Origin of the sequence: Micromonospora sp. DT81.3 (assembly GCF_049847225.1) — a bacterium.
GTDB lineage: Bacteria > Actinomycetota > Actinomycetes > Actinomycetales > Microbacteriaceae > Microbacterium.
This window is the reverse complement of record NZ_JBNCNY010000008.1, coordinates 114294-126450: the sequence shown is the minus strand read 5'-3', so window position 1 is coordinate 126450 and position 12157 is coordinate 114294. Positions and strand designations below refer to the sequence as shown.

Annotated in this window: 8 protein-coding genes; 1 reads left to right on the top strand and 7 read right to left on the bottom strand. The window is 68.7% G+C overall.

The features are described from left to right. Window position 1: 1 nt before the first annotated feature. The 4 genes from ACPW96_RS17385 to ACPW96_RS17370 all read right to left on the bottom strand — a co-directional run bounded on the left by ACPW96_RS17385 (window position 2) and on the right by ACPW96_RS17370 (window position 3587). Window positions 2-1144, bottom strand: a complete 1143-nt coding sequence (locus ACPW96_RS17385; protein ID WP_425884541.1) for a serine/threonine-protein kinase — start codon at window positions 1142-1144, stop codon at window positions 2-4. 133 nt (window positions 1145-1277) lie between these two features. Next, entirely contained in the window at window positions 1278-1937 is a 660-nt protein-coding gene (locus ACPW96_RS17380; RefSeq protein ID WP_425884539.1) for a hypothetical protein, read from the bottom strand. 59 nt (window positions 1938-1996) lie between these two features. Further along, a complete protein-coding gene (locus ACPW96_RS17375; protein ID WP_425884538.1) occupies window positions 1997-2419 on the bottom strand; it encodes a hypothetical protein in 423 nt (140 codons plus the stop codon). 85 nt (window positions 2420-2504) lie between these two features. Beyond that, window positions 2505-3587: a hypothetical protein gene (locus tag ACPW96_RS17370; protein WP_425884537.1), complete on the bottom strand. Its 1083-nt coding sequence runs from the start codon at window positions 3585-3587 to the stop codon at window positions 2505-2507. A gap of 138 nt (window positions 3588-3725) precedes the next feature. On the opposite strand from ACPW96_RS17370, the gene ACPW96_RS17365 reads away from it, so the two are divergent. Then, window positions 3726-4361, top strand: coding sequence for a hypothetical protein (locus ACPW96_RS17365; protein ID WP_425884536.1), 636 nt, complete (start codon window positions 3726-3728; stop codon window positions 4359-4361). A 17-nt stretch (window positions 4362-4378) separates the two neighbouring features. Here ACPW96_RS17365 and ACPW96_RS17360 read toward each other — a convergent pair whose 3' ends face one another. The 3 genes from ACPW96_RS17360 to rpoB form a co-directional block, all read right to left on the bottom strand. Further along, window positions 4379-4537, bottom strand: a complete 159-nt coding sequence (locus ACPW96_RS17360; protein ID WP_425823101.1) for a hypothetical protein — start codon at window positions 4535-4537, stop codon at window positions 4379-4381. Between the two features lie 121 nt (window positions 4538-4658). Beyond that, window positions 4659-8534 carry a DNA-directed RNA polymerase subunit beta' gene (rpoC, locus tag ACPW96_RS17355; RefSeq protein ID WP_425823099.1) on the bottom strand — a complete coding sequence of 1292 codons (3876 nt, stop codon included), beginning with the start codon at window positions 8532-8534 and terminating at the stop codon, window positions 4659-4661. A gap of 38 nt (window positions 8535-8572) precedes the next feature. Beyond that, window positions 8573-12061, bottom strand: coding sequence for a DNA-directed RNA polymerase subunit beta (gene rpoB / locus ACPW96_RS17350; RefSeq protein WP_425823097.1), 3489 nt, complete (start codon window positions 12059-12061; stop codon window positions 8573-8575). Window positions 12062-12157: the final 96 nt, after the last annotated feature.

Here is a 12157-nt window from a genome sequence, read left to right as displayed (position 1 = left end):
ATCAGAGCACCCCGCCGGTGAGCACGACCCATGCCGTCGCGATGCTGAGGATCAGCGCCGCCACCAGGCCGCCGATCAGCGCCCACTGCCGCGCGCGCCTCGGGGTGGTCGCCACCGCGGCCGGCCAGTCGGGCTCGGCGTCGCGGCGGCCGCCTGCGGATGTCGGCAAGGGCGCGGACTTGCGGATGGTGTCGTGCGGCACGCTCGTGCGCGCGGGCCCGCGCATCCCCGCGTCGGCGAAGTCGATGCCCGCATCCCGCGGAGCCCATTCCGAGACCGCGACCTCGAGCGGGGTCGGGGGCAGCCCGAGCAGGGTCTGCACCTCGCGCAGCCTCTCGGCGAAGGCGAGGGCGCTCGGGTGACGGTCAGCGGGTGCGCGGCTGAGCGCGACCGCGAGCACCTCCTGCAGGGCATCGGGCACGTCGGGACGCGGGATGCGGGTGTATGCCGCGCGCAGAATGCGCCGGCGGAGATGGTCGCGCGTGTTCTGACCGCGATCCATCCGCTCGAAGGGACTGTGGCCGGCGAGCAGCGAGTACACGGTCGCACCGAGCCCCCACACCTCGCTCGCGATCGTGCCCGAGGTCTGCTCGGACACCACCTCCGGGGCGCTCCACGGCACCGACATCGCGAACACCTCGTCGCTGGAGGCCCGCGCCAGCGAGGATGCGATGCCGAAGTCGGCGAGCACCGGCACGCCGAAGCTCGTGACCAGGATGTTGCTGGGCTTCACGTCCCGGTGGATGAGCCCGGCGCGGTGCGCGGACTCGAGCGCACTCGCCATCTTGACGCCGATCGTGAGCACCTCGGGCACGGGCAGGCGCTCGATCCGGTAGCGCTGGGCCAGCGATCCGGGGCAGTACTCCATGACGATGTACGGGCGGCCGTCGGCCGAGATGCCCGCTTGGTACACCGTCACGATCGACGGATGCGCGGAGAGGTGCGCGAGCACGTCGGCCTCGGCGTTGAACATGCGCACCAGGTCGGGGTCGCGCAGGTCGCCCGGCAGCACCTTCACGGCCACGGCGCGGCGCGGCATGTCCTGTTCGTAGAGGAACACATCGGCGAATCCGCCCGAGCCGAGCGGCCGCACATAACTGAGACCAGGCACGAGGGGAGGGGCTGACGGAAGGCGCTTTGCCACTCCCACTCCTTGCCTCGGCGTCGACACGATCGGGCCCCGGTCCGGGCACCATCGACGGGAGCTGCAGGGCTCCGCCCATGCTAACAAGCAGTCCTGAGCGTCGCCCCAGCGCCGGTGCCCGCCTGTGGATACGTCAGAGGACGGGCGGTGGGTCGTTCTGATCGAACGGCGCATCGAGCGTCTGGGCGAGCTCCTGCAGCATGGCCTCGATCTGGGGCTCCACATACTGCGCGATGGCGGCCTGGATGCGCAGGCGGTGGTGCAGCAGCACGGCGCAGACCTCGCGGCCCACCATGTTCGCGTAGTCGTCCGCGAGGCCGACCTCCTGGCGCAGAGCGGCCTTGGCGTCGTCGCTGAGCGGCGGCAGGTCGGGCACGTCGGCGTCCGCCGCGTCGGCGAGGCCGGAGATCGTGAAGAGAAACGGGGCACCCGGCACCGGATCCGGGTCGAGCGGAAGCCCCTCGAACTCCGGCTCGAGCCCCTCGGAGGGACGATAGCTGCGGGCGCGGTTGCGGGCCGCCTGCTGATCGAGCTCGGCCTGCAGCATCGGCAGGTTGCGGGCCGTGTAGTCGGCGACGGAATGATCGACGATCGTCTTGATGCGCGTCGAGAGCCCGTGCTGCACCCCGTGCGGAACGTCGGCGCCGAGACCGGCCGCCGAGAGAACGGGCGACCCGAAGCAGCGACGGCAGGGGGCGATGCGTCCGCGGTGGGTCGCCGGCTCCCAGCGGGGGAGCCACTTCAGCCAGGCGTCCACGGCCTGGCTGACTTGGGTCTCGAGCGACCGCTCCATCCCCCTACCGTAGTGCCGCCGACGCGGAATTCCGCGGCATCCGGACGTATTGACGGTGCTCAGCCCTCGGTGTCGTTGCGCTCCCACGGCCATCGAGGCGGGCGGGCTCGCGTGCGCAGAACCGCGATCGCCGCCCAGGCGGTGACGAAGGCGGCGACGGCCAGGACGGGCGCCGCCCAGCCCACCGCCAGGCGGCCGACCACCGACGCGGCCATGGCGGTATCGACTCCGGACGTCACGGCGGCGATCCAGACACCGGCGAGGTAGGCGACGGCGGCGGCAAGGGCGGCCCAGAGCGCAGTGTAGAACGACGGATGCGGCACCCTCAGTCCCGCGCCGAGCACGGCGGAGAAGCCGGCGGCCGATACGACGATGCCGGCGACGCCCGGCACCGCACTCAGGCCGGGGGTGTCGATGACGTCGGTGTTCGTGGCAAGGCTCGTCATCCCCAGGCCGAAGATGACCAGCGCGACGTACCCCACGGCGGAGAGGGCCAGCAGCGCCGGCCATCCGAGCCCGCCGCTCGGCTGAGGAGGCTGCTCGGACGTGTGCGTGCCTTCCCGCGAACTACTGGCGAACGAGCTTCGGGCCGGCCTCGAGCGTGCGCTCGTACTCGCGCTGAGCCTCGATGTTGAGTTCCGTCACGCGCTTGCCCCGCGCCGCGACCCAAGCCCCGAACCAGATGGTCAGCTCGCGCCCGATCACGAAGGCCGCGATCGCCAAGGGGGCGAGCAGCCGGTCCTCGACGAGCTCGGCGCCCTCTCGAGCGCTCAGCATCCAGAACGGCGCCTGGAAGAGCTGACCGAGGATGTATCCCACGTACGAGGCGACGCCGACGAGGAGGCCCCAGACCACCCAATGGCCCCATCGACCGCGATTGATGATGGCGCCCAGCAGCCAGAAGGCGATGAAGAAGACGACGACCGGAACCCAGAAGGCCCACGTGGTGAGGGCGGCGAGGGTGGCGTCGACCAGCCCCTCGGTGGAGACATCGCCGTTGATGAGGCCGAAGCCGATCCAGGCGAGCAGCAGCAGCACCGCGAACGACAGAGCGGCGAGCAGACCGATCGCGCCGGCAGCGGCGCGGTTGCCCCGCGGCAGCGGAGCCTCGGGCGCCTGCACGAAGATCGGCTGCGGGGCGGGCGTGGCGTACGGGGACTCCCCGTACACGGGCTCGCCGGCGGTCGCGCCGCCCGCTGCGGCGCCGGCCGCCGCGGCGCCCGCCATCGGAGCGACGGTCGTCGGTGTGTCGTCGGCGATCGGAGCCGTGGCGCCGGCCGGCTGCAGGTGCTCGGGTCGGTCGTACCAGGGGACGTCGTCCTGATCGCCACTCGTGGAGCTGGTGGATGCGGGCGCGACGACGGCCGTGTCGGCGTCGTGCCCAGGAACGGAATCGCGCTCGTCTGCCCCGGCATCGGGCCCGTAGGAGGCCTCGGCCACCGGCTCTTCGGCGCTCTCGTGCAGGGGCTCGGCCGGTACAGCGCTCACGGAGGTGTCATCGCGTGAGGCGTCTCCGGGGACGCCGTCGCGTGCGGCCTCGGCCTCTGCGAGGCTGCCGTTCGCGCGGTCGACCACGTCGTCTGTGTGCGTCGGCTCTGCGACGGGCTCGCCGACCGGGGCCTCTTGCTTCGAAGCCTGGGGATCACTCATCGGGGCGCACTCCTCACGCGGGGAACGTCCCCGCCCTGCGAGGGTACCCCGCGCTCCGGCGCCGTTCCGGGAGGCGTGCCGCCGTGTGTCGCCGCGGTTCTTCCGGATGCCGCCATCCCCCGGCGCTACTGTGAGCCCATGATCGGCACCCCCTCCGGACGACGACGTCCCGTCCGCTTCGTGCTCGCCCTCGCGGGCCTCACCCTCGTCCTCACCGCCGCCACGGCATGCGCCTCGGATGGTGGAGGAAGTCGGAGCGGATCGCCGTCGCCGGTCGACTCGCAGGCGCCGGGTGCCGCTGGTTCGCCCACAGCGACGCCGATGCCGACGCCGGCGCCATCGACCACGCCGAAGCCGCTGGTGGTGATCCCCACCGACTGCCGGGCGATGCTGTCGGCGGAGGTGCTGGCGCAGCTCGGCGCCACGCCGCTCAACGATCCCGCGGCCGGGAACTCCGGGCCGCAGGCCGACGGCGAGATGATCTGCATCTGGGCCGACCCCGCGGCCGGCACCGCGGGACTGAAGACGGAGATCACGCGGATGAACAGCGGTCCGGCACTCGAGATGCTGAACGCCCTCGCCGATGACGAGGGGTTCATCTGCTACACGCCCGATGACGGCACCCGGTGCGAAAAGGAGTTCCCGAATCCGCAGTATCCCGTCACCGACGGGCGCACGCTCTACTTCAGGGACGACGTGCTGATCGACACGACTTACTCGAACCTGGCTCCGACGGGCTATACGGGCAGCATCGTGGACCACATCTGGCCGTGAGATGAGTGCGGGTGCCGTCACTCCCGCCAGATGGCGCGGTCGACGTTGACGCTGATCCACTCCAGGGTCGCGGGTGCCAGGGGCGCGGCCAGGTAGGCCAGCCCCGCGAGCACGCTCACGCACATCAGCCCCGCGACGAGCGCGATTCCGGTGTTGCGTCCGCCGATGCGGGCCATGGGAGCCTCCTCCCACCACGGTAGAGCCGGTCCGAGCGGGCGCCCTCCCGGAACGCCGAAGGGCCCCGGGATTGCTCCCAGGGCCCTTCGGTTCCACGGGTCCTCGCCGAGGACCCGCGGATCAGTTGTACGTGCCCGGCGTGAAGTCGTCGGTCGAGAAGCTGTCGAAGTCGACGTAGCTCAGGTCCGCCTCGCTGTAGGCGCCGTCCGACGCGAAGATGCGGTTGGGGTACCGCTCGCTCTTCGCCTCTTCCGTCGCCTCGACCGTGACGTTGCGGTACTTCGCAAGGCCCGTGCCGGCGGGGATCAGCTTTCCGATGATGACGTTCTCCTTGAGGCCGACCAGCGGGTCGCTCTTGCCGTCCATCGCCGCCTGGGTCAGCACGCGGGTCGTCTCCTGGAACGAGGCGGCGGAGAGCCACGACTCGGTCGCAAGCGACGCCTTGGTGATACCCATCAGCTCCGGGCGGCCCGACGCGGGACGCTTGCCCTCGGCGACCGTCTCGCGGTTGATGGCCTGGTAGCGCTTGAAGTCCACCAGCTCACCGGGGAGCAGGTCGGTGTCGGCGTGGTCGACGACGGTGACCTTGCGCAGCATCTGACGGACGATGACCTCGATGTGCTTGTCGTGGATCGGCACGCCCTGCGAACGGTAGACGCCCTGGACGCCGCCCACGAGGTAGCGCTGCACCTCACGAGCACCCATGACGCGCATGACCTCCTTGGGGTCGAGCGTGCCGACGAGCAGCGGCTGACCGACGGTGACGTGCTGGCCGTCCTCGACGAGAAGCGTCGCGCGCTTCAGCACCGGATAGACGTGCGGCTCGTCGCCGTTGTCGGGCGTCAGGATGACCTTCTTCGCGCGGTCGGTCTCATCGATCGTGATGCGACCGTCCGACTCCGCGATCGGCGACGCGCCCTTGGGGGTGCGGGCCTCGAAGAGCTCCTGCACGCGGGGAAGACCCTGCGTGATGTCATCGGCCGAGGCCGAGCCACCGGTGTGGAAGGTGCGCATCGTCAGCTGCGTGCCGGGCTCACCGATCGACTGCGCCGCGATGATGCCGACGGCCTCGCCGATGTCGACGAGCTTGCCGGTCGCGAGCGAACGGCCGTAGCACTGCGCGCAGACGCCGACGGCCGAGTCGCAGGTGAGCACGGAGCGCACCTTGATCGTCTCGATTCCACCCTCGACGAGGCGGTTGATGAGCACATCTCCCACGTCGTCGCCGGCGACCGCGAGCACGGCGCCTGAGGCATCCACGACATCCGCCGCGAGCGTGCGGGCGAACACCGAGTTCTCGACGTTGTCGTCCTTGCGGAGCGAGCCGTCGGCCGCGGGTGCGGCGATCGGCAGCTCGAGACCCTTGGTCGTGCCGCAGTCATCCTCGCGGATGATGACATCCTGAGAGACGTCCACGAGACGACGCGTGAGGTAGCCCGAGTCGGCCGTACGGAGTGCCGTGTCGGCCAGACCCTTGCGGGCACCGTGCGTCGCGATGAAGTACTCCGCCACCGACAGACCCTCGCGGTACGAGGAGATGATCGGACGCGGGATGATCTCACCCTTGGGGTTGTTCACCAGGCCTCGCATACCGGCGATGTTCCGGATCTGCAGCCAGTTACCACGTGCACCCGACGACACCATGCGGTTGATGGTGTTGTCCTCGGGGAAGTTGGCGCGCATCGCGGCCTGGACCTCGTCTGTCGCCTCGGTCCAGATCTTGATGAGCTCCTGGCGACGCTCGGAGTCGGTCGTCAGACCCTTCTCGTACTGCGACTGGACCTTCGCGGCCTGCTTCTCGTAGCCCGCGACGATCTCGGCCTTGTTCGGCGGGGTCAGGACATCGCTCAGGGCGACGGTGACACCGGAGCGCGTGGCCCAGTGGAACCCGGCGTCCTTGATGCGGTCCAGCGTCGCCGCGACCTCGACCTTGGGGTACTCCTCGGCCAGCTTGTTGACGATCTGCGACAGCTTGCCCTTGTCGGCGACCTCGCGCACGAAGGGGTAGCCCTTCGGGAGCGTGTCGTTGAAGAGGGCCTGACCGAGCGAGGCGTCGAGAAGGCCGTGGCGCTCGTACCCGTCGGGCGCTTCGCCCTCGAGGAACGTGAGCCCCGGTACGCGGATCCGCGCCTTGGCCTGCAGGTCGAGCGTGCCCTCGTCCTTGGCCATGATGGCCTCCGACACCGAGCCGAACGCGCGGCCCTCGCCGATCGCACCGTCCTTGACCGTGGTCAGGTGGTGCAGGCCGATGATCATGTCCTGCGACGGCAGGGTGACCGGACGGCCGTCGGACGGCTTCAGGATGTTGTTCGACGCGAGCATCAGCACGCGGGCCTCCGCCTGGGCCTCGACCGACAGGGGCAGGTGCACGGCCATCTGGTCACCGTCGAAGTCCGCGTTGAACGCGGCGCAGACGAGCGGGTGCAGCTGGATGGCCTTGCCCTCGACGAGCTGAGGCTCGAAGGCCTGGATGCCGAGGCGGTGCAGCGTGGGCGCACGGTTGAGCAGCACGGGGCGCTCGCGGATGATCTCCTCGAGCACGTCCCAGACCTCGGGACGGGTGCGCTCGACGGCCCGCTTGGCGGCCTTGATGTTCTGCGAGTGACCGAGGTCGATCAGACGCTTGATCACGAACGGCTTGAAGAGCTCCAGGGCCATCTGCTTGGGCAGACCGCACTGGTGCAGCTTCAGCTGCGGGCCGACCACGATGACCGAACGGCCCGAGTAGTCGACGCGCTTGCCGAGCAGGTTCTGGCGGAAGCGACCCTGCTTGCCCTTGAGCATGTCGCTCAGGGACTTGAGGGCACGGTTGCCTGTTCCGGTGACGGGACGACCGCGGCGGCCGTTGTCGAACAGCGCGTCGACGGCCTCCTGCAGCATCCGCTTCTCGTTGTTGACGATGATCTCGGGGGCACCGAGGTCGATCAGGCGACGGAGGCGGTTGTTGCGGTTGATGACCCGGCGGTACAGGTCGTTCAGGTCGGAGGTCGCGAAGCGGCCACCGTCGAGCTGCACCATCGGGCGGAGCTCCGGCGGGATCACCGGGACGACATCCAGCACCATCGCGGCGGGCGACATGCCCGTCGTGAGGAACGAGTTGACGACCTTCAGTCGCTTGATCGCGCGGATCTTGCGCTGGCCCTTGCCCTCGGAGATCTGCAGGCGCAGCGAGTCGGACTCGGCCTGCAGGTCGAACGCCTCGAGGCGACGCTTGATCGACTCCGCACCCATGTGGGCCTCGAAGTACTGACCGAAGCGGTCCTGCAGCTCGTGGAAGACGTCGTCCTCGGGCTTGAGGGCGCCGACCTCGAGGGTGCGGAAGTCCTCCCACACGCGCTCGAGCTTGCCGATCTGCTCGTCCGCCTGCTTGCGGATGAGGGACATGTCCTTCTCGGCGGCGTCCTTGACCTTCTTCTTCTGGTCGGCCTTGGCGCCTTCCTCCTCGAGGACGGCGAGCTCCTCCTCGAGCTTCTGCAGGCGGGCGGCGATGCGCGAGTCGCGCCGGTCGCCGAGCGTCTTCAGCTCGAGACGGATGTTGTTCTCCTGGGTCGCGAGGTCGCGGTGACGCGCATCCTCATCGACCGAGATGACCATGTACGCGGCGAAGTAGATGACCTTCTCGAGGTCCTTCGGCGCCATGTCGAGCAGGTATCCGAGGCGCGACGGGACGCCCTTGAAGTACCAGATGTGAGTGACGGGCGCCGCCAGCTCGATGTGGCCCATGCGCTCGCGGCGGACGGAGGACTTGGTGACCTCCACGCCGCAGCGCTCGCAGACGATGCCCTTGAAGCGGACGCGCTTGTACTTGCCGCAGGCGCACTCCCAGTCACGGCTCGGCCCGAAGATCTGCTCTCCGAAGAGGCCGTCCTTCTCGGGCTTGAGCGTGCGGTAGTTGATTGTCTCGGGCTTCTTGACCTCGCCATACGACCAACGACGGATGTCGTCGGCGGTGGCCAGACCAATGCGAAGCTCGTCAAAAGTTGTTACGTCGAGCACGTGTTCTCCTGTGTCGAATCTTTGTGTCTGGGCCGGGCTTAGATCTCGTCGATGGACGACGACTCGAACCGGGTGGAGATGTTGATGCCGAGCTCCTCCGCGGCGCGGAAGGCGTCGTCGTCGGTGTCGCGGAGGTTGACAGCCGTGCCGTCGGCCGAGAGGACCTCGACGTTCAGGCAGAGCGACTGCATCTCCTTCATGAGCACCTTGAACGACTCGGGGATGCCGGGCTCCTGGATGTTCTCGCCCTTGACGATGGCCTCGTACACCTTGACGCGGCCGAGGATGTCGTCGGACTTGATCGTGAGGAGCTCCTGGAGCGCGTATGCCGCGCCGTAGGCCTCGAGGGCCCACACCTCCATCTCGCCGAAGCGCTGGCCACCGAACTGCGCCTTACCACCCAGCGGCTGCTGCGTGATCATCGAGTACGGGCCCGTCGAACGCGCGTGGATCTTGTCGTCGACGAGGTGGTGCAGCTTCAGGATGTACATGTAGCCGACCGAGACGGGAGCCGGGAAGGGCTCACCGGAGCGGCCGTCGAACAGGAGGGCCTTTCCGCTCGAGCCGATCAGGCGCTCGCCGTCGCGGGTGACGTTGGTCGAGTCAAGGAGTCCCTCGATCTCGGCCTCGGCCGCGCCGTCGAACACCGGGGTGGCGACCTTCGTGCCGGGGGCGGCCTCGAGGGCCTCCTGCGGCAGGCCCTTGGCCCACGCCGGCTTGCCATCGACCTTCCAGCCCTGCTTCGCGATCCACCCGAGGTGGGTCTCGAGCACCTGGCCGAAGTTCATTCGACCCGGGATGCCGAGCGGGTTCAGGATGACATCGACTGGCGTGCCGTCCGCGAGGAACGGCATGTCCTCGACGGGGAGGATCTTCGCGATGACGCCCTTGTTGCCGTGGCGGCCGGCGAGCTTGTCGCCCTCGGTGATCTTGCGCTTCTGGGCGATGTAGACCACGACGCGGCGGTTGACGCCCGAGCCGAGCTCGTCGTCGCCGTCCTCGGCGTTGAACTCCTTGACGGCGATGATCGTGCCCTGCTCGCCGTGGGGCACCTTCAGCGACGTGTCGCGGACCTCGCGGCTCTTCTCGTTGAAGATCGCGCGCAGCAGGCGCTCCTCGGCCGACAGCTCGGTCTCGCCCTTGGGCGTGACCTTGCCGACGAGGATGTCGCCGGGGCGCACCTCGGCGCCGATGCGGACGATGCCTCGCTCGTCGAGGTCCTTCAGCAGCTCGGGGCTGACGTTGGGGAGGTCACGGGTGATCTCCTCCTTGCCCAGCTTGGTGTCGCGCGCGTCGACCTCGTACTCCTCGATGTGGATCGAGGAGAGCGTGTCGCCCTTCACGAGCTCCTGGCTCAGGATGATCGCGTCTTCGAAGTTGTGACCCTCCCACGTCATGAACGCCACGAGGAGGTTCTTGCCCAGCGCCAGCTCACCGTTCTCGGTGGCCGGGCCATCGGCGATGACCTCGCCCGCCTCGATGCGCTCGCCTTCGCTCACGATGACGCGCTGATTGTAGCTCGTGCCCTGGTTGGAGCGGTCGAACTTGCGCAGGAAGTACTCCTGGGTGCCACCCTCGTCGAGCTGGATGGTGACGACATCCGCCGAGACGGATGCGACGACGCCGGCCTTCTCTGCGGTGACGACGTCACCCGCGTCGATGGCGGCGTAGCCCTCCATGCCCGTGCCGACGACCGGCGACTCGCTGCGCAGCAGCGGGACGGCCTGGCGCTGCATGTTCGCACCCATCAGGGCGCGGTTCGCATCGTCGTGCTCGAGGAAGGGGATGAGCGAGGTCGCGACCGACACCATCTGGCGCGGCGAGACGTCCATGTACCCGATCTCGTCGGCGTGGAAGAGGTCGACCTCGCCGCCCTTCTTGCGGGCGAGGACGCGGGCCTCCTGGAAGTGACCGTCGGCCTTGAGCGGCGCGTTGGCCTGGGCGACGATGAAGTCGTCCTCCTCGGACGCCGTCAGGTAGTCGATGTCCTCGGTCACGCGACCGGCGACGACACGGCGGTACGGGGTCTCGATGAAGCCGAAGGCGTTGATGCGGGCGAACGATGCGAGCGATCCGATGAGGCCGATGTTCGGGCCTTCCGGGGTCTCGATCGGGCACATGCGGCCGTAGTGCGAGGGGTGGACGTCACGGACCTCGACGCCGGCGCGCTCACGCGAGAGGCCGCCGGGGCCGAGCGCGGAGAGGCGGCGCTTGTGGGTCAGGCCCGCGAGCGGGTTGTTCTGATCCATGAACTGCGACAGCTGGCTGGTTCCGAAGAACTCCTTGATCGCGGCGACGACGGGGCGCACGTTGATCAGGGTCTGCGGCGTGATGGCCTCGATGTCCTGGGTCGTCATGCGCTCGCGGACGACGCGCTCCATGCGGCTGAGGCCGGTGCGCACCTGGTTCTGGATGAGCTCGCCGACCGCGCGGATGCGGCGGTTGCCGAAGTTGTCGATGTCGTCGGTGTCGAGGCGGATCTCGGCCGGCTTGCCGGCGCGGATGCCGTCGAAGGTCGTGTCGCCGCGGTGCAGGCGCACGAGGTACTTGATCGTCGCGACGATGTCCTCGGTCGTCAGGACCGAAGCCGACAGGGGTGCGTCGAGGCCGAGCTTCTGGTTGATCTTGTAGCGACCCACCTTGGCCAGGTCGTACCGCTTCGAGTTGAAGTAGAAGTTGTCCAGCAGCGCACGGGCGGCCTCGGCGGCGACCTGCTCGCCCGGACGGAGCTTGCGGTAGATGTCGCGGAGCGCGTCTTCCTTGGAGAGGATCGTGTCCTTGGCGAGGGTCTCCTCGATGGAGACGAAGCCGGCGAACTCGGAGAGGATCTCCTCGCTCGTCAGGCCGAGGGCCTTGAGGAACACGGTGACCGACTGCTTGCGCTTGCGGTCGATGCGGACGCCGACCTGGTCGCGCTTGTCGATCTCGAACTCGAGCCATGCGCCACGGCTCGGGATGATGCGAGCGGAGACGATGTCCTTGTCGGACGTCTTGTCGGGGGTCTTGTCGAAGTAGACGCCCGGCGAGCGGACCAGTTGCGACACGACGACACGCTCGGTGCCGTTGATGATGAACGTGCCCTTGCCGGTCTGCAGCGGGAAGTCGCCCATGAAGACCGTCTGGGTCTTGATCTCACCGGTCTGGTGGTTCATGAACTCGGCCTCGACGTACAGGGGGGCGGCGTACGTCTTGCCGCGCTCCTTGCACTCCTCGATCGAGTACTTCTCCGGCTCGAGGTAGGGGTTGGTGAACGAGAGCTGCATCGTCTCGCTGAGGTCTTCGATCGGGGAGATCTCCTCGAAGATCTCCTCCAGACCGCTGATCTCGGGCACGTCGGTGCGGCCGATCGCCTTCGCGTCGGCGACGCGGGCCTTCCAGGCCTCGTTGCCGACCAGCCAGTCGAAGGACTCGGTCTGAAGCGCCAGCAGGTCGGGGACCGTCAGCGTGTCGGAGATCTTGGCGAACGAGAGGCGGGAAGCTCCGCGGCCGTTCTTGATGGTGGTGGATGCGTTGCGCGCAGCAGCCAAGGGAATAACCTCCATGAGCCCGTGCAGGGCTCGTGATTCCTTGTCGTCGGGGTGGGATGCTCGATTCTTCCCCGGTTGCCTACGTGTCACACGCCG

Bases quoted from the DNA above. Each gene is read 5' to 3' on its own strand.
- ACPW96_RS17380 (WP_425884539.1), bottom strand. From the start codon at position 1,937: ATGGAGCGGTCGCTCGAGACCCAAGTCAGCCAGGCCGTGGACGCCTGG.
- ACPW96_RS17370 (WP_425884537.1), bottom strand. From the start codon at position 3,587: ATGAGTGATCCCCAGGCTTCGAAGCAAGAGGCCCCGGTCGGCGAGCCC.
- ACPW96_RS17365 (WP_425884536.1), top strand. From the start codon at position 3,726: ATGATCGGCACCCCCTCCGGACGACGACGTCCCGTCCGCTTCGTGCTC.
- ACPW96_RS17360 (WP_425823101.1), bottom strand. From the start codon at position 4,537: ATGGCCCGCATCGGCGGACGCAACACCGGAATCGCGCTCGTCGCGGGG.